This window comes from Pseudomonas sp. GW822-FHT06D10 (assembly GCF_058799535.1).
Genome location: NZ_JBXALN010000006.1, coordinates 72,402 through 88,816, shown reverse-complemented (window position 1 = coordinate 88,816; position 16,415 = coordinate 72,402). Strand labels below are relative to the sequence as shown.

Below are 16,415 nucleotides of genomic sequence, written 5' to 3'. Positions count from 1 at the left end.
GGCAGGCTTGCCCGCGAAGATCCAGGCGCCCCCCATATCCGGGGCATAAAAAAGCCCCGCCGGCTTTCACCGGCGGGGCTTTTTCAGTACAGGGGTAAGGCTGGCTTACATCATGCCGCCCATGCCACCCATGCCGCCCATGTCTGGCATGCCGCCAGCTGCAGGCTTGTCTTCCACGATTTCAGCAACAGCGGCTTCGGTGGTCAGGATCAGACCGCCGATGGACGAAGCTGCTTGCAGCGCGGAACGGGTTACCTTGGTTGGATCCAGGATGCCCATTTCGATCATGTCGCCGTATTCGCTGGTAGCAGCGTTGTAGCCGAAGTTGCCGGCACCCTGCTTGACCTTGTCCACGACAACGCTTGGCTCGTCACCGGAGTTGGCAACGATCTGGCGCAGTGGAGCTTCGATAGCGCGACGCAGTACAGCGATACCCACGTCCTGGTCGGCGTTGTCGCCTTTCAGGTCGTTGATGCCTTGCAGAGCACGGATCAGGGCTACGCCGCCGCCAGGTACCACGCCTTCTTCAACGGCTGCACGGGTAGCGTGCAGGGCGTCTTCAACGCGGGCCTTCTTCTCTTTCATTTCAACTTCGGAACCAGCGCCAACCTTGATCACTGCAACGCCGCCGGACAGCTTGGCCAGACGCTCTTGCAGTTTTTCACGGTCGTAGTCGGACGAAGTGTCGGCGACTTGTTGACGGATCTGAGTCACACGAGCCTGGATGTCCGCTTCAACGCCAGCACCGTCGATGATGGTGGTGTTTTCTTTGGACAGGATCACGCGCTTGGCGTTACCCAGGTGCTCCAGGGTGGTGCTTTCCAGGCTCAGGCCGATCTCTTCGGAGATGACGGTACCGCCGGTCAGAACGGCGATGTCCTGCAGCATGGCCTTGCGACGGTCGCCGAAGCCAGGTGCCTTGACGGCAGCGACTTTGACGATGCCGCGCATGTTGTTCACAACCAGAGTCGCCAGGGCTTCGCCTTCAACGTCTTCAGCCACGATCAGCAGTGGGCGGCCGGCTTTGGCAACGGCTTCCAGCACTGGCAGCATTTCGCGGATGTTGGAGATCTTCTTGTCCACCAGCAGGATCAGCGGGCCGTCGAGTTCGGCGACCATGGTGTCCGGCTTGTTGATGAAGTAAGGGGACAGGTAGCCGCGGTCGAATTGCATGCCTTCTACGACAGACAGTTCGTTTTCCAGGCCCGAGCCTTCTTCAACGGTGATCACGCCTTCTTTACCGACTTTTTCCATGGCTTCGGCAATGATGTCGCCGATGGAGTTGTCGGAGTTGGCGGAGATGGTGCCGACCTGAGCGATGGCTTTGGAGTCAGCGCATGGCTTGGACAGACCCTTCAGTTCTTTGACGATGGCGATGGTCGCCTTGTCGATACCGCGTTTCAGGTCCATCGGGTTCATGCCGGCAGCGACGGCTTTCAGGCCTTCGTTGACGATCGACTGAGCCAGAACGGTAGCGGTGGTGGTGCCGTCGCCAGCGTCATCGTTGGCACGGGAGGCAACGTCTTTGACCAGCTGCGCGCCCATGTTTTCGAAGCGATCTTTCAGCTCGATTTCTTTGGCAACGGAAACGCCGTCCTTGGTGATGGTCGGAGCGCCGAAGCTCTTCTCGATGATCACGTTACGGCCTTTCGGGCCCAGGGTCGCTTTTACTGCGTCAGCCAGAACGTTGACACCAGTGAGCATTTTCTTGCGGGCGGAATCGCCGAATTTAACTTCTTTAGCAGCCATGATCGATATTCCTTAAATACTGTGTAGTAGCGGGAAAATACGCGGGAAATCAGCCTTCGATAACAGCGAGAATCTCGTTCTCGGCCATTACCAGCAGATCTTCGCCATCGACTTTCACGGTGTTGCTGCCGGAGTACGGGCCAAACACCACTTTGTCACCCACTTTCACGGCCAGCGCACGTACTTCACCGTTGTCCAGCACACGGCCGGTACCTACAGCGACGATTTCGCCACGGTTAGGTTTTTCAGCAGCCGAACCAGGCAGAACGATACCGCCGGCAGTTTTCGATTCTTCTTCGCTGCGACGGATGACGACGCGGTCATGCAGAGGACGAAGCTTCATTGTCGATCTCTCCTAATTGTGGTTTTCAACGGCCGGTGTCGATACCGGCGGGTTAGCAAATCCGGCTTTGCCGGGTGCGGCTCGACAAGCGAGCCGCGGAAGTCTGTCTGGTGTCAGCACCAGAAACCTTGCGGTGACCGTTACATAAGGGCGCATAAGGTTATTACAAGGGCTGGCCGATGAAATTTTTTACATCGCTGGCGCCAAAACGAACACGGCACCCGAAGGTGCCGTGAGACGTGAGCTTCTGACTCAGGAGTCGCGGTGCTCGAATTCGCCTTCGATCACGTTGGGCTCGCGGCCCAGCGGCTGCTGGGGCGCAGGGCCGCCACGGGCGGCACGCATGTCGTCGGCAAAGGCGCGCTGGCGCAGGGCCTGCTCCTCGGCACGCTGGCGCATTTTATTGGCCAGCAGGCGACGGCTGATCGGCAACAGCATCAGCAGGCCGAACACATCGCTGATGAAACCCGGCAGGATCAGCAAACCACCACCCAGGGCCAGCATCAGGCCCTCGAGCATTTGCTGGGCCGGCAGCTCACCACGATTAAGGCTTTCACGGGCACGCAGTGCCGTGGCCAGACCGGCCACGCGCAACACCAGCACACCGAGCATCGAACCGAGAATGATCAGCAGCAGCGCCGGGAAAAACCCGATGGCCGCGCTGACCTTGACGAAGACGAACAGCTCGAGCACCGGGAAAAGTAAAAAGAGCAACAGAAAAGGGCGCATCAAATGGTTTCCTCTGCGGAAGAATGCCTTCCAGTAGACCGTAAATGACGTCGCCAATTCGTGAATTCAAGCACCTAGGGGCGGATTTTTCGGCCATTGATCAGCTCGGGCCAGGAAAACCAGGGCCTCGCGTACTTGTGTCGGCGTATTGCAAGGCGCCTGGAAGGGCAGCCAATACAACGCCTGGCCGATGCGCAGGTGCATGCCTTCGGTATCGATCCCGGCCATCTGCGCAGGCGCGTTGTCCGGCAACCCGGTCAACTGGACATAGTGGGCAATGGCCTTGGCATGGTCGCTGTTCATGTGTTCCACCATGCTCAGTTCGGCCTTTCCGGCGAAGGGGTTGGCCAGGGTCAGTTGGTCGACCCAGTGGATCGCCCCGAAGCCGCCGATGTAGCGGTGGCGTACCGGCTTGAGCACCCAGAAATCGAAGTCATGGGCCTTGTGGTAGTTCTGTGACTCGGGAAAGTAACGGTAGTAACGCTCGGCTGCGGCTTCGATGGCGGCCTCATCCTCGAGCTTCTCAGCCTCGGCCAGGTAGGTCAGGCGACCGACTGCCTGCACGTCATCGGCATCGCGCTCACCCACCAGCAGCGAGCACTTGGGATCCTTCTGCAGGTTGTGGGTGTGCTGGGCGATACGGCTGATCAGGATCAGCGGCCGGCCCTCGGCGTCCAGGCAATAGGGCACCACGGACCCGAAGGGAAATCCCGGCATGGCCTTGGAGTGAGTGGACAGCACCCCGCGATATTCCTTGAGCAGCAGTTCTCGTGCATTCTTGGCAGCTTCAACGCTCACTTTATGACTCCTTATGTAGAATCCGTCGAAAACGGACGGGCGCCTGGAGCATTGTTCCAGCTACGCCAACAGGGCAATTCTCATCTGCAGCCAGGCCAGGTCCGGCCGCCGAACGAGGGTTCCCGAAAAGGACTCCCCTCAAGACCAGCTAGCGGGACATGCGAATGCAACTCACTGACAAAGTAATCATTATCACCGGCGGTTGCCAAGGTCTGGGCCGCTCCATGGCCGAGTATTTCGCAGCCAGGGGCGCGCGGCTGGCATTGGTCGATCTGAACCAGGAAAAGCTCGACCAGGCTGTCGCGGCGTGCAAGACCCACGGCGTCGAAGCCCGTGCCTATCTGTGCAACGTCGCCGATGAAGAGCAGGTGAACCACATGGTGGCCCAGGTCGCCGAGGACTTTGGCGCCATCCACGGCCTGATCAACAACGCCGGGATCCTGCGCGACGGCCTGCTGGTCAAGGTCAAGGACGGCCAGATGACCAAGATGAGCCTGGCCCAGTGGCAGGCGGTGATCGACGTCAACCTGACCGGGGTCTTCCTCTGTACCCGGGAAGTGGCGGCGAAGATGATCGAGCTCGGAAACAACGGCGCGATCATCAACATTTCTTCGATCTCCCGCGCCGGCAATATCGGCCAGACCAACTATTCCGCGGCCAAGGCCGGGGTCGCGGCAGCCACGGTCACCTGGGCCAAGGAGCTCGCGCGTTACGGTATCCGCGTGGCGGGCATTGCCCCGGGCTTTATCGAAACCGAGATGACCCTGGGCATGAAACCCGAGGCCCTGGAAAAAATGACCGCCGGTATTCCCCTCAAGCGCATGGGCAAGCCGGAAGAGATCGCCCACTCGGCGGCCTATATCTTCGAGAACGACTACTACACCGGGCGCATCCTGGAAATGGACGGCGGCCTGCGGGTCTGACCCTGCCGTCGCAACGGTAGGAGCCGGCTTGCTGGCGAAAGCGATCTTGAGGACGCCTTCGCCGGCAAGCCGGCTCCTACATGACTCACCCGCCTGGGGCTTCAGTCGTCGCTGATGGTGATGTTGGGCATCGCCGGGGCGGCCGCTTCTTGCAAGACAATGCGCGCGCCCACATGCCGCGCCAACTCCTGGTAGACCATGGCGATCTGGCTTTCCGGCTCGGCGATCACCGTCGGCTTGCCGCCGTCGGCCTGCTCGCGGATCAGCATCGACAGCGGTAGCGAGGCCAGCAGCTCGACGTCGTACTGGCTGGCCAGCTTCTCGCCGCCGCCTTCGCCAAACAGGTGCTCGGCATGGCCACAGTTGGAGCAGATGTGCACCGCCATGTTCTCCACCACGCCCAGCACCGGGATATTGACCTTGCGGAACATCTCCACGCCCTTGCGAGCATCCAGCAGAGCCAGGTCCTGGGGCGTGGTGACGATCACCGCACCGGCCACCGGGACTTTCTGCGCCAGGGTCAGCTGGATGTCGCCGGTGCCTGGCGGCATGTCGATCACCAGGTAGTCCAGGTTGCCCCAGTCGGTCTGGGTCACCAGTTGCAGCAAGGCCCCGGAGACCATAGGGCCGCGCCAGACCATCGGCGTGTTGTCATCGGTGAGGAAGGCCATGGACATGACCTCCACGCCGTGGGACTCGATCGGCACGAACCACTTCTGGTCCTTGATCTTCGGCCGGGTGCCTTCGGCGATGCCGAACATGATGCCCTGGCTCGGGCCATAGATGTCGGCGTCGAGAATCCCCACCTTGGCGCCTTCGCGGGCCAGGGCCAGGGCCAGGTTGGCCGCGGTGGTGGACTTGCCCACACCGCCCTTGCCGGAAGCCACCGCCACCACGTTCTTGACGTTGGCCAGGCCCGGGATCTGCGCCTGGGCCTTGTGCGCGGCAATGACGCTGCTGATCTCGACCTTGGCCGAGCTCACGCCGTCCAGGCCCTCGATGGCCAGTTGCAGCATCTGCGCCCAGCCACTCTTGAACAGGCCGGCGGCATAACCCAGTTCCATGCGGACCGTGACCCGGTCGCCCTGGACCTCGATGTCCCGTACGCAGCCGGCGCTGACCGGGTCCTGGTTCAGGTAAGGGTCGGTGTATTGACGAAGGACGGCTTCCACCGCTGCGCGATTGACGGCGCTCATGGGCAACTCCGATAACAAGACAGGAAAATCAGCCGGCTATCCTACGCCGCCGACTCCTTCGTGGCGAGAAAGCTTGCTGCGCACAATGTGCCTGGAAGGGTGAAAATTCCGCTCCGGCGCTTTATAGTGGCCGACCTCCGTTTCATCAAGTAGCCGAGCCCCATGTCCGAGCCACGCAAGATCCTCGTCACCAGCGCCCTGCCCTATGCCAATGGTTCCATCCACCTTGGCCACATGCTTGAGTACATCCAGACCGACATGTGGGTGCGCTTCCAGAAGCTACGCGGCAACCAATGCATCTATGTCTGCGCGGACGACGCACACGGCTCGGCCATCATGTTGCGCGCGGAGAAGGAAGGCATCACCCCGGAGCAGTTGATCGCCAACGTGCAGGCTGAACACTGCGCCGACTTTGCCGAGTTCCTGGTGGATTTCGACAACTTCCACTCCACTCACGCTGAAGAAAACCGTGAGCTGTCGAGCCAGATCTACCTCAAGCTGCGGGACGCCGGGCACATCGCCACGCGCTCCATCACCCAGTATTTCGACCCGGAAAAGAAAATGTTCCTGGCCGACCGCTTCATCAAGGGCACCTGCCCGAAATGCGGCACCGAGGACCAGTACGGCGACAACTGCGAAAAATGCGGTGCCACCTATGCCCCGACCGACCTGAAGGATCCTAAGTCGGCGATCTCCGGCGCCACTCCGGTGCTCAAGGACTCCCAGCACTTCTTCTTCAAGCTGCCGGACTTCCAGCAGATGCTGCAGAGCTGGACCCGCAGCGGCACCCTGCAGGACGCCGTGGCCAACAAGATCGCCGAGTGGCTGGACGCCGGCCTGCAGCAGTGGGACATCTCCCGCGATGCACCGTACTTCGGCTTCGAGATCCCGGATGAGCCGGGCAAGTACTTCTATGTGTGGCTGGACGCGCCGATCGGCTACATGGCCAGCTTCAAGAACCTCTGCAGCCGTCGTCCGGAACTGGATTTCGACGCCTTCTGGGGCAAGGACTCCACCGCCGAGCTGTATCACTTCATCGGCAAGGACATCGTCAACTTCCACGCCCTGTTCTGGCCCGCCATGCTCGAAGGCGCCGGCTATCGCAAGCCGACCGGCATCAACGTCCACGGCTACCTGACGGTCAATGGCCAGAAGATGTCCAAGTCCCGTGGCACCTTCATCAAGGCCCGTACCTACCTGGAGCACCTGTCGCCGGAATACCTGCGCTACTACTACGCGTCCAAGCTGGGCCGTGGTGTCGACGACCTGGACCTGAACCTCGAAGACTTCGTGCAGAAGGTCAACTCCGACCTGGTGGGCAAGGTGGTGAACATCGCCAGCCGTTGCGCCGGCTTCATCCACAAGGGCAATGCCGGGATGATGGTGGACAGCAATGCCGCCCCCGAGCTGACCGAGGCTTTCCTGGCCGCGGCGCCAAGCATCGCCGACGCCTATGAAGCCCGTGACTTCGCCCGTGCCATGCGCGAGATCATGGGCCTGGCCGACCGCGCCAACGCCTGGATCGCCGACAAGGCTCCATGGTCGCTGAACAAGCAGGAAGGCAAGCAGGATGAAGTCCAGGCCATCTGCGCCACTGGCATCAACCTGTTCCGCCAGTTGGTGATCTTCCTCAAACCGGTGCTGCCACTGCTGGCTGCCGATGCCGAGGCCTTCCTCAACGTGGCCCCGCTGACCTGGAACGACCACCAGCAACTGCTGGCCAACCATCAGCTCAACGAATTCAAGCCGCTGATGACGCGGATCGACCCGGTAAAAGTGCAAGCCATGACCGATGCCTCCAAGGAAGACCTGGCCGCCAGCCAGACCGACACCGGTGGCCCTAAAGGCAACGGTGAACTGGTGAAGGACCCGCTGTCCGCGGAAATCGACTTCGATGCCTTTGCTGCCATCGACCTGCGTGTCGCCCTGATCGTCAAGGCCGAAGCCGTGGAAGGTGCCGACAAGCTGCTGCGCCTGACCCTGGATATCGGCGACGAACAGCGCAACGTGTTCTCCGGCATCAAGAGCGCCTACCCTGATCCGTCCAAGCTCGATGGCCGCCTGACCATGATGATCGCCAACCTCAAGCCACGGAAAATGAAGTTCGGCATCTCCGAAGGCATGGTGATGGCTGCCGGCCCTGGCGGTGAAGAAATCTACCTGCTGAGCCCGGACAGCGGCGCCAAGCCCGGCCAGCGGATCAAGTAAGGCTGCAGGCTGGACCCCATCCCCCCGTTGCGCCCGGCGCAACGGGGGGATTTGCATATCTGGCGGGCCCTGCGCCGACGCTGGAGTTTGCCTACTCTTGAAGGACAGCCTGCCCGTACCGGCCCCGACCATGACCGACTTCCTCCTCGCCCTTGTCAGCACTGCCCTGATCAACAACTTCGTGTTGCAGTGGCCGCTGGGCGTCGACCCGCTGCTGCAGGCCCCAGCCGATGGAGCTCGGCTTCGGATCCATGCGCTGGGCCTGGCAACGACGGTCTTGATGCTGGTCAGTTGCGTACTCGGCCATGTCCTCTATCGTGGCGTGCTGGTGCCCTGGGGGCTGCAGTCCTTGCAGCTGTTTACCTGGCTGTCCCTGAGTGTGCTGCTGATCAGGCCGACGCTACACTGGCTGCCCCGGGCCCTGCCCGGCTTGCCATTCGATGGCCTCTGGCCCTTGTTGCTGGCCAATGCCGGGATGCTCGGCCTGCTGTTGATCGCCAGCGGGGAAAACCTCGGGCTGGCGACCCTCGGCGCCATGAGCCTGGGTGCCGGGCTGGGCTTCTGGTTGGTACTGTGCCTGTTCAATGACCTGCGCCAGCGTATTTCCACCAACGATATTCCCCTGCCCTGGCAAGGCCTGCCGATCGACCTGATCAGCGCCGGCCTACTGGCAGTGGCGTTTTTCGGCTTCAACGGACTGCTCAAGACATGAGTCTGATTCAACGCATCGACGCCCTTTTGCCCCAGACCCAATGCGGCAAGTGCGGCCACGCCGGATGCAAACCCTACGCCCAGGGCATCGCCAGTGGCGAGGCCATCAACAAGTGTCCGCCAGGGGGCCAGGAAACCATCGCCGGCCTGGCACAACTGCTCCAGCTGCCGGTGGTAGAACTGGACCACAGCCGTGGCGAAGCCCCGGCGCAGATCGCCCATATCCGCGAGGCCGAATGCATCGGCTGCACCAAGTGCATCCAGGCCTGCCCGGTGGACGCCATCGTCGGCGCGGCGAAGCTCATGCACAGCGTATTGATCGACGAATGCACCGGCTGCGACCTCTGTGTGGCGCCCTGCCCGGTGGATTGCATCGACATGCTGCCGTTGCCCATGGCCCGAGTGCTGCCCATTGTCGGCGGCCTGGCCAGCAGCCCCGAGCAGTTGCAGGCTCGCACCGCCAAACGCGATCACGCCCGGCGCCGCTTCGAGCAGCGCAATGATCGCTTGCAGCGCGAAGAGGCCCGGCGCCTGGCCGAACGTCAGGCCAGGGCCCAGCGCGCCACCCAGGCCAGCGACGCCAGCCAGGATCCGGTTCAGTCGGCTATCGAGCGGGTCCGCGCACAGAAAGCCGCGGCGGCCGATGCCGCCTTGAAAAAGGCCAAGATCGAGCTGGCCATGAGTCGCGCCCAATTGCACAAATCCCTCAAGGCCTTCGGTCATCCGCCGACCTTCGAGCAGCAATCGCAGTTGATCGTCCTGCAGCGCCAGTTCGAAGTGGCCGAGCAGGCACTGGCCCAACTGGAAGCCCAGGCGCCTACACCGACCGCGCCGGTGGCCCGGGATGCCGACCTAAAGCGAGCCAAGATCCAGTTGGCGATGCGCCGCGCCGAACTGAAAAAGGCCCAGGCCGCAGCAGCCCCCGAAGCCGAACTGCAAACCCTGGCCGCGGCCCTGGCGGCGGCCGAACAGGCGCTGCACGCCGCGGAAGACGCCAGTGGCAAACCGGCTCCAGTACTGGAGCGGATCGAGAAACGCCCGATCGCCCCACAACTGCGACAACTGAAGACCGAACTGGCCTACGCCCGAGCCGAACTGAGCAAACTGCAACGCCAGACCGATACCAGCAGCGAACAACTGGCCCAGGCCCAATCCCGCCTGAGCGAAGCCGAGCGCCAGGTAAACGCCCATGACGTGCCCTGAAACAGTCGACCCGCGCCTGCGCCAGGCCATGCAGCGCGTGCTGCTGGCCACGCTGCCAGGGCTGCTGGTACTGCTGTGGTTGTATGCCTGGGGGCCGCTGCTGAATCTACTGCTGGCAGCCAGTGGGGCCCTGGCCATGGAAGCCTTGGTGCTGTTCCTGCGGCGGCGTCCGCTGCAACCTGCCCTCAGCGATGGCAGTGCGCTGGTCAGTGCCACCTTGCTGGCCCTGGCCCTGCCACCCTATTGCCCCTGGTGGCTGCCGCTGAGCGCTGCCGCCAGCGCCGTGCTCTTGGGCAAGCAGGTGTACGGCGGTGTCGGCCAGAACCCCTTCAACCCGGCCATGCTGGGCTATGCGCTGGCCCTACTGTGCTTCCCGCCATCCATGACTCACTGGCCCGCGCCCCATGCCCTGGACCTGCTCGGCGGGCTGCAACAGGTATTCGGCCTGGGAGGCAACTCGCCCCCGGACGCCTGGGCCCAGGCCACGGCGCTGGACAGCCTGCGGATCAACAAGAGCCTGACCGTCGATGAACTCTTTGCCGGCAACCCCGCCTTCGGTCACTTCGGCGGCCGTGGTACCGAATGGGTCAACCTCGGATTTCTTGCTGGCGGCCTGTTTCTGCTGCAACAGCGGGTCATCGGCTGGCAGGCGCCCGTGGGCATGCTTGGCAGCCTGCTGCTGATCAGCCTGCTGTGCTGGAACGGCAGCGGCTCCGACTCCCACGGTTCGCCGCTGTTCCATTTGTTCAGCGGCGCCAGCATGCTCGGTGCGTTCTTTATCGTCACCGAGCCGGTGTCCGGCCCCAAGGCCGCCAAGGCGCGCCTGCTGTTTGGCGTTGGCGTTGGCCTGCTCACCTACCTGATCCGCACCTGGGGTGGCTACCCCGACGGGCTCGCATTCGCCGTGCTGCTGATGAACCTGGCGGTACCGGCCCTGGAGCGCCTGAGCTCCGAAAAACCGCTGGAGCGCCCATCATGAAAGGGGCTCGCAGCCTGTTGCTGCTGATGCTGCTCGGCTCCCTGGGCATCGGTGCCACCCTGTGGCTGCAATATGCCGCCACTCCACGCATAGAAGCCGAACAACGGGCCTTCCAGGCACGCAAGCTGTTGGATGTGCTGCCCGCCGGCAGCTATGACAACCAGCCTCTGGACCAGCCATTGCCCTTGGCCGATGGGCAACTGAGCAACAGTCGCCTGCTCGATGGCTACCTGGCCACCCGCAATGGCCGGCCCAGCGCCGTACTGCTGCGCAGCCAGGTCACAGGCTACGCCGGCCCCATCGAGTTGCTGATCGCTATCGACAGCCAGGGGCGCCTGCTGGGCAGCAAGACCCTCCGGCAGGATGAGACTCCGGGGCTGGGAGCACGTATCGCCAGCTGGCCCAATGCCTGGCTCCAGGGGTTTTCAGGAAAATCCCGCAATGATCCGGGCGACAGCGCCTGGGCCTTGAAAAAGGACAACGGGCAGTTCGATCAGATTGCCGGCGCCACCATCACTTCCCGTGCGGTGATCAGTGCCTTGCATGATGCCTTGCGCTACTTCGACGAACACCGCGGACAACTGCTCCCTGGAACGCCTCATGAATAAGCCGTTGTCATTGCCGGGGCTGCTGATGCTGCCACCCCTGATCGGGGCTACGGACTCCTGGGTCAAGGCAATCGGCCTGGCCCTGGCCTGGGTATTGCTGATCGGCCTCTACGGCGCCGGCATGCGCTTGCTGCGTCCGCCCATCGAGGCCCGCCACCACTGGCTGGCCAGCCTGCTGCTCAGCGCCAGCCTCGGCAGTTGCCTGTGGCTGGCGCTGCAGGCCTGGAGTTATGAGCTGCACCAGCAATTGAGCCTGTACCTGGGCCTGCTGCCCCTGCAATGCGTGGTACTGGAACAGGCGGGCTTCTTCCAGCACCGCAACCGACTGCGCCTGGCCGGCGCTTTCTGTGTGGCCCTGATCGGCCTGGGTGCCCTGCGCGAGCTGCTGGGCGCTGGTACGCTGGGCAGCCATCTGGGCTGGCTTGTCGGCCAGTCGGATGCAGGCAACGGCTGGGTCGTGCTGCCACATGGGGGGCTACGCCTGCTGACCCTCGCCCCCGGCGGTTTTATCCTGCTGGGTGCGCTGCTGGCCGCAAAACGAGCCTGGGCCGGCTCCTGGACCTTAAACCGACCGCCTTCGAGGAAATGAATCACCCATGAATGCCGCCAAACGCCTGGAAATCTTTCGCCGGCTACACGAAGACAACCCCGAACCGAAAACCGAGCTGGCCTATTCCTCGCCGTTCGAGCTGCTGATCGCGGTGATTCTCTCGGCGCAATCGACCGACGTCGGGGTCAACAAGGCGACTGCCAGGCTCTTCCCCGTAGCCAATACCCCAGCGGCAATCTACGCCCTGGGTGTCGAAGGCCTGTCCGAATACATCAAGACCATCGGCCTGTACAACAGCAAGGCCAAGAACGTCATCGAGACCTGCCGCCTGCTGGTGGAACGCCATAACAGCGAAGTGCCACAGACCCGGGAAGAGCTGGAGGCTCTGCCCGGGGTGGGCCGCAAGACCGCCAACGTGGTCCTCAACACCGCTTTCCGGCAACTGACCATGGCGGTGGACACCCATATCTTCCGGGTCAGCAACCGAACCGGGCTGGCCCCGGGAAAGAACGTGGTCGAGGTCGAAAAGAAACTCATGAAGTTCGTGCCCAAGGAGTTTCTGCTGGACTCCCATCACTGGCTGATCCTCCACGGCCGCTACGTTTGCCTGGCACGCAAGCCACGCTGTGGCAGCTGTCGAATCGAAGACCTGTGCGAATACAAGCAAAAGACTTCCGACGATTGAGCAAGCATTGATTTTGCCGATAGATCGATTGAAAAAATCTTTTTTACCCGCCAGGAGAATATCGATATAAGGAGCGCCAATGGCAGTCCTAGCCTGGAGTCGACCTTATGAGTACTGGCAAAGAACAACTGGACGTAGAAGACGATTTCGTCGCAGCTGAAACAGATGACGCAGAACCGGTGGTCGAAGTGGCGAAAACCAATCTGAGCAAGCGCCGGACCATCGACAACCTCCTTGAAGAACGACGCCTGCAAAAACAGTTGGCCGATTACGACTTTGACCTCTAGTCACAAAAGAACCTCCCCATGGAGGTTTTTTTGTACCTGTGCCCAGCCGCTAATCTGGCCGGTCAGCCTCCCCGACTGACCGGCTGCGTCGGCACTCAAGCGAACCCATCCAGCAACACCGTCTCAATGCGCATGTGCTCTAAAGGCTCATATCAACCGATGCCGTTGAGCGAACTCGATCAGATCAACCAGTGAACGAGCATTGAGCTTGGCCAGTAGCCGGCGCTTGTAGGTACTGATGGTCTTGTTGCTCAAGCACAACCCCTCGGCAATTTCCTTGTTACTCATGCCGTTGGTGAGTTGTTTCAATACGATCAATTCGCGCCCTGAAAGCAGCTCGATCATCTGCTGCTCACTGCTGATGCCCTGGCTTGAGCGAAAAGTATGCAAGGCCTCGTTGGGGAAGTAGCTGTATCCCGCCAGCACCGCACGCACGGCACTCAACAACTCGGTGATGTCCTGCTGCTTGCACACATAACCGGCAGCACCGGCCTGCATGCAGCGCATGGAGAAAGGCCCCGGAACTTGCAGGGTCAATACCAGAATCTTGATCGACATACCTCTGGACATCAGCCGGTTTATAACTTCGAGCCCATCAAGTTGCGGAATTCCAATATCCAGAATCAAGATGTCTGGAACATATTCAAGAGCCAACTTCAATGCATCCGTGCCGTTATCTGCTTCCGCTACTACTTCAAGGCCATGGCGCTCCATCAACATGCGCACAGCCAAACGGACAACAGGGTGATCATCCACGATCAATACTCTTTTCATAGGTCCATCTCAGTCCTGAGAGTTTTTTTAGAGCCCGCACAATACCCCAGAGAATTGACTCTGACACCGTGCTACAGAGGGCTACGACCTTACGAGGACGATCCTTACAAACAATACCGAATTGCCTTACAAAACGACCTAGATAAAAGTGGTTCAATATCCAAACCGCCTAGGATCAATCGTCAAATCAGCTACTTTTCGTACTAATAAAACTCCAACCTACAAGCACTCTCAGTAGCGGTACTTGGTACTTCGCCCATCAAGAAGTGGCTCACCTTGCCCAACAGACATTTGCTGATCTGAATTAGGCCCCGACGCTCACTGCAATTAGCCCGGGCAAAAAAAAGCCCCGCTTATAGCGGGGCTTTCTTCAACCACTCAAAGCATCAGACCAGGGTCCGACCCTTGTTCGCGGCAATGCGCATGCGCAGGGCGTTGAGCTTGATGAAGCCAGCTGCGTCCGCCTGGTTGTAGGCACCGCCGTCCTCTTCGAAGGTAGCGATGTTGGCGTCGAACAGCGACTCGTCAGACTTGCGACCGGTCACGATCACATTGCCCTTGTACAGCTTCAGGCGTACCACGCCATTCACGTGGGCCTGGGAGGCGTCGATCATCTGTTGCAGCATCAGACGCTCAGGGCTCCACCAGTAGCCGGTGTAGATCAGGCTGGCGTACTTGGGCATCAGCTCGTCTTTGAGGTGAGCCACTTCGCGGTCCAGGGTGATGGACTCGATGGCGCGGTGAGCACGCAGCATGATGGTGCCGCCAGGTGTCTCGTAGCAGCCGCGGGACTTCATGCCCACGTAACGGTTCTCGACGATGTCCAGACGACCGATACCGTGTTCGCCACCGATGCGGTTCAGGGTCGCCAGCACGGTGGCCGGGGTCATCTCGACGCCGTCCAGTGCCACGATATCGCCGTTGCGGTAGGTCAGTTCCAGGTATTGCGGGGTATCTGGGGCCTTCTCCGGGGAGACAGTCCAGCGCCACATGTCTTCTTCGTGCTCGGTCCAGGTGTCTTCCAGCACGCCACCTTCATAGGAGATGTGCAGCAGGTTGGCATCCATCGAGTACGGGGATTTCTTCTTGCCGTGACGCTCGATCGGGATCCCGTGCTTCTCGGCGTAGTCCATCAGCTTCTCGCGGGACAGCAGGTCCCACTCGCGCCAAGGGGCAATCACCTTCACACCCGGCTTGAGGGCGTAGGCGCCCAGTTCGAAACGCACCTGATCGTTGCCCTTGCCGGTGGCGCCATGGGAAATGGCGTCGGCGCCGGTTTCGTTGGCGATTTCGATCAGGCGCTTGGCGATCAACGGACGAGCGATGGAAGTACCCAGCAGGTACTCGCCTTCGTAGACGGTATTGGCGCGGAACATCGGGAAGACGAAATCACGCACGAACTCTTCGCGCAGATCGTCGATGTAGATCTCTTTGACGCCCATGGCTTGCGCCTTGGCGCGGGCCGGCTCGACCTCTTCGCCTTGGCCCAGGTCAGCAGTGAAAGTCACTACTTCACAGTTGTAAGTATCCTGCAGCCACTTGAGGATCACCGAAGTGTCCAGGCCGCCCGAATACGCCAGAACGACCTTGTTAACGTCCGCCATGCCATCACTCCACGGGGTTGTACGGAAAGCCGCCAAGTCTACCGATCCACGCGGATAATTTACAGAGGCGCGACAGCTTATGACGACCAAGCGACAGATTATGTCGAGCGAGCGACGACGACAGCCGTATCAGGAAGTCGCCGCTGCGCTGGATCCGGAAGCCGCCTGAGGCGCTGGGGCCGGCTTTTCGACAGGAGCGACCCGCTCCAGATGCACATTGACCCGCCGGTTCTTCGCCCGGTTGGCCGCATTGGTGTTGGGGGCCAGGGGATAGCGCTCGCCATGGAAGCGCACCACGATCTGGTTTTCCGCCAGGCCATTGGCCTTGAAGAACTCCATGACCGCCAGCGCACGACGGCGCGACAGGTCACGGTTGGTCAGGCGGTTGCCACTGTTATCAGAGTGCCCGTCCAATTCGACATGATTGACCGTGGGGTCGGCCTTGATGAAGTCCACCATCACTTGCAGCTTGGCCTTGGCCCGGGCGTCCAGGTCGATGCCCCCCCCGGGGAAACCGATCTCGGCCTGCTTGACCTGTTCATAGTTCATCGGCAACAGCTTGGCCATGCAGCTTTGATAGTCGCCATAGGCCTTGCTGAACTTCACCGGCAACAGGCGTACCTCGGACACTCCGCCTTCGCGGGAGAAGTGCCGGACCACCGGGCTGCGCCCCTCCAGCAAACCGACGATCAGACGTCCGGCCTGCATCTGGTTGCTGTTGAACAGCACCCCATCGGTACCGGCCTTGACCGCCCCGAGGTTGATGTCGCCACGCCCCGGCTGCCAGGGGGCGGCGGCCGCAAGCAGGGTCGCGGAACCACCGGCCTGCATGGGGTTGAAACTCTTGAGGCGGAAAATCGCCTGCTCGCCGGCGCGACGAACGAATTCGCCGGAACCGAAATCGGTAACCGGTTGGATCAGGCGGCACTCGAACTTGTCACCTTCGACCGTCCACTCAATGCTCTCCAGGCGAGTCTGGAAAGTGAGAGCCATCGCAGGCAGGCTGGCAAACACACTGAGCAAGGCTAGATAACGCTGGCGCACGGGAGGCTCCACTGACGTGTACAA

General features: G+C 61.4%; 17 protein-coding genes. 9 read left to right on the top strand and 8 right to left on the bottom strand.

What is annotated here, in order from left to right; translation table 11 throughout:
• Positions 1 to 105: 105 nt before the first annotated feature.
• The 4 genes from groL to AC1RL5_RS20990 all read right to left on the bottom strand — a co-directional run bounded on the left by groL (position 106) and on the right by AC1RL5_RS20990 (position 3,619).
• The gene (groL, locus tag AC1RL5_RS21005) at positions 106 to 1,749 is read right to left on the bottom strand and encodes a chaperonin GroEL (protein WP_011063092.1); all 1,644 of its coding nucleotides are present in this window, start codon (positions 1,747 to 1,749) and stop codon (positions 106 to 108) included.
• 49 nt (positions 1,750 to 1,798) lie between these two features.
• Positions 1,799 to 2,092, bottom strand: a complete 294-nt coding sequence (locus AC1RL5_RS21000; protein WP_011063093.1) for a co-chaperone GroES — start codon at positions 2,090 to 2,092, stop codon at positions 1,799 to 1,801.
• A gap of 252 nt (positions 2,093 to 2,344) precedes the next feature.
• On the bottom strand, positions 2,345 to 2,821 hold the full coding sequence (locus tag AC1RL5_RS20995) for an FxsA family protein (protein WP_011063094.1): 477 nt from the start codon (positions 2,819 to 2,821) through the stop codon (positions 2,345 to 2,347).
• 66 nt (positions 2,822 to 2,887) lie between these two features.
• Positions 2,888 to 3,619, bottom strand: coding sequence for a HugZ family pyridoxamine 5'-phosphate oxidase (locus AC1RL5_RS20990; RefSeq protein ID WP_015636806.1), 732 nt, complete (start codon positions 3,617 to 3,619; stop codon positions 2,888 to 2,890).
• Positions 3,620 to 3,783: 164 nt separating this feature from the next.
• On the opposite strand from AC1RL5_RS20990, the gene AC1RL5_RS20985 reads away from it, so the two are divergent.
• Entirely contained in the window at positions 3,784 to 4,542 is a 759-nt protein-coding gene (locus tag AC1RL5_RS20985; RefSeq protein WP_011063096.1) for an SDR family oxidoreductase, read from the top strand.
• 101 nt (positions 4,543 to 4,643) lie between these two features.
• Here AC1RL5_RS20985 and apbC read toward each other — a convergent pair whose 3' ends face one another.
• Positions 4,644 to 5,738 carry an iron-sulfur cluster carrier protein ApbC gene (gene apbC, locus AC1RL5_RS20980; RefSeq protein WP_011063097.1) on the bottom strand — a complete coding sequence of 365 codons (1,095 nt, stop codon included), beginning with the start codon at positions 5,736 to 5,738 and terminating at the stop codon, positions 4,644 to 4,646.
• 162 nt (positions 5,739 to 5,900) lie between these two features.
• On the opposite strand from apbC, the gene metG reads away from it, so the two are divergent.
• The 8 genes from metG (at position 5,901) to AC1RL5_RS20940 (ending at position 12,969) form a co-directional block, all read left to right on the top strand.
• Entirely contained in the window at positions 5,901 to 7,946 is a 2,046-nt protein-coding gene (gene metG / locus AC1RL5_RS20975) for a methionine--tRNA ligase (protein WP_123577018.1), read from the top strand.
• A 130-nt stretch (positions 7,947 to 8,076) separates the two neighbouring features.
• Positions 8,077 to 8,658 carry an Rnf-Nqr domain containing protein gene (locus AC1RL5_RS20970; protein ID WP_207239787.1) on the top strand — a complete coding sequence of 194 codons (582 nt, stop codon included), beginning with the start codon at positions 8,077 to 8,079 and terminating at the stop codon, positions 8,656 to 8,658.
• A complete protein-coding gene (locus tag AC1RL5_RS20965) occupies positions 8,655 to 9,860 on the top strand; it encodes an RnfABCDGE type electron transport complex subunit B (protein WP_123577022.1) in 1,206 nt (401 codons plus the stop codon). Before AC1RL5_RS20970 ends, AC1RL5_RS20965 begins: the two co-directional genes overlap by 4 nt.
• Complete coding sequence (locus AC1RL5_RS20960; protein ID WP_492589454.1) at positions 9,847 to 10,839, top strand: RnfABCDGE type electron transport complex subunit D; 993 nt, start codon at positions 9,847 to 9,849, stop codon at positions 10,837 to 10,839. The genes AC1RL5_RS20965 and AC1RL5_RS20960 overlap by 14 nt, the downstream gene beginning before the upstream one ends.
• Positions 10,836 to 11,447, top strand: coding sequence for an RnfABCDGE type electron transport complex subunit G (locus AC1RL5_RS20955; protein WP_492589455.1), 612 nt, complete (start codon positions 10,836 to 10,838; stop codon positions 11,445 to 11,447). The genes AC1RL5_RS20960 and AC1RL5_RS20955 overlap by 4 nt, the downstream gene beginning before the upstream one ends.
• Complete coding sequence (locus tag AC1RL5_RS20950; RefSeq protein ID WP_123577027.1) at positions 11,440 to 12,036, top strand: Rnf-Nqr domain containing protein; 597 nt, start codon at positions 11,440 to 11,442, stop codon at positions 12,034 to 12,036. The genes AC1RL5_RS20955 and AC1RL5_RS20950 overlap by 8 nt, the downstream gene beginning before the upstream one ends.
• A 7-nt stretch (positions 12,037 to 12,043) precedes the next feature.
• Positions 12,044 to 12,682 carry an endonuclease III gene (gene nth / locus AC1RL5_RS20945; protein WP_015636814.1) on the top strand — a complete coding sequence of 213 codons (639 nt, stop codon included), beginning with the start codon at positions 12,044 to 12,046 and terminating at the stop codon, positions 12,680 to 12,682.
• Between the two features lie 107 nt (positions 12,683 to 12,789).
• Positions 12,790 to 12,969 carry a PA3496 family putative envelope integrity protein gene (locus AC1RL5_RS20940; RefSeq protein WP_011063105.1) on the top strand — a complete coding sequence of 60 codons (180 nt, stop codon included), beginning with the start codon at positions 12,790 to 12,792 and terminating at the stop codon, positions 12,967 to 12,969.
• Positions 12,970 to 13,116: 147 nt separating this feature from the next.
• Here AC1RL5_RS20940 and AC1RL5_RS20935 read toward each other — a convergent pair whose 3' ends face one another.
• The 3 genes from AC1RL5_RS20935 to AC1RL5_RS20925 form a co-directional block, all read right to left on the bottom strand.
• On the bottom strand, positions 13,117 to 13,743 hold the full coding sequence (locus tag AC1RL5_RS20935; protein ID WP_011063106.1) for a response regulator transcription factor: 627 nt from the start codon (positions 13,741 to 13,743) through the stop codon (positions 13,117 to 13,119).
• A 386-nt stretch (positions 13,744 to 14,129) separates the two neighbouring features.
• Positions 14,130 to 15,347, bottom strand: coding sequence for an argininosuccinate synthase (locus AC1RL5_RS20930; protein WP_011063107.1), 1,218 nt, complete (start codon positions 15,345 to 15,347; stop codon positions 14,130 to 14,132).
• A 129-nt stretch (positions 15,348 to 15,476) separates the two neighbouring features.
• Positions 15,477 to 16,391 (bottom strand): flagellar protein MotY, encoded by a 915-nt coding sequence (locus AC1RL5_RS20925; RefSeq protein WP_072450835.1) that lies wholly within the window; start codon positions 16,389 to 16,391, stop codon positions 15,477 to 15,479.
• Positions 16,392 to 16,415 lie beyond the last annotated feature (24 nt).

Excerpts from the sequence above, each read along its gene's own strand:
- AC1RL5_RS20965 (WP_123577022.1), top strand. The coding sequence starts at position 8,655 with ATGAGTCTGATTCAACGCATCGACGCCCTTTTGCCCCAGACCCAATGC.
- AC1RL5_RS20970 (WP_207239787.1), top strand. The coding sequence starts at position 8,077 with ATGACCGACTTCCTCCTCGCCCTTGTCAGCACTGCCCTGATCAACAAC.
- AC1RL5_RS20985 (WP_011063096.1), top strand. The coding sequence starts at position 3,784 with ATGCAACTCACTGACAAAGTAATCATTATCACCGGCGGTTGCCAAGGT.
- apbC (WP_011063097.1), bottom strand. The coding sequence starts at position 5,738 with ATGAGCGCCGTCAATCGCGCAGCGGTGGAAGCCGTCCTTCGTCAATAC.
- AC1RL5_RS20930 (WP_011063107.1), bottom strand. The coding sequence starts at position 15,347 with ATGGCGGACGTTAACAAGGTCGTTCTGGCGTATTCGGGCGGCCTGGAC.
- metG (WP_123577018.1), top strand. The coding sequence starts at position 5,901 with ATGTCCGAGCCACGCAAGATCCTCGTCACCAGCGCCCTGCCCTATGCC.
- groL (WP_011063092.1), bottom strand. The coding sequence starts at position 1,749 with ATGGCTGCTAAAGAAGTTAAATTCGGCGATTCCGCCCGCAAGAAAATG.
- nth (WP_015636814.1), top strand. The coding sequence starts at position 12,044 with ATGAATGCCGCCAAACGCCTGGAAATCTTTCGCCGGCTACACGAAGAC.
- AC1RL5_RS20960 (WP_492589454.1), top strand. The coding sequence starts at position 9,847 with ATGACGTGCCCTGAAACAGTCGACCCGCGCCTGCGCCAGGCCATGCAG.
- AC1RL5_RS20955 (WP_492589455.1), top strand. The coding sequence starts at position 10,836 with ATGAAAGGGGCTCGCAGCCTGTTGCTGCTGATGCTGCTCGGCTCCCTG.
- AC1RL5_RS20995 (WP_011063094.1), bottom strand. The coding sequence starts at position 2,821 with ATGCGCCCTTTTCTGTTGCTCTTTTTACTTTTCCCGGTGCTCGAGCTG.
- AC1RL5_RS20950 (WP_123577027.1), top strand. The coding sequence starts at position 11,440 with ATGAATAAGCCGTTGTCATTGCCGGGGCTGCTGATGCTGCCACCCCTG.
- AC1RL5_RS20935 (WP_011063106.1), bottom strand. The coding sequence starts at position 13,743 with ATGAAAAGAGTATTGATCGTGGATGATCACCCTGTTGTCCGTTTGGCT.
- AC1RL5_RS21000 (WP_011063093.1), bottom strand. The coding sequence starts at position 2,092 with ATGAAGCTTCGTCCTCTGCATGACCGCGTCGTCATCCGTCGCAGCGAA.
- AC1RL5_RS20940 (WP_011063105.1), top strand. The coding sequence starts at position 12,790 with ATGAGTACTGGCAAAGAACAACTGGACGTAGAAGACGATTTCGTCGCA.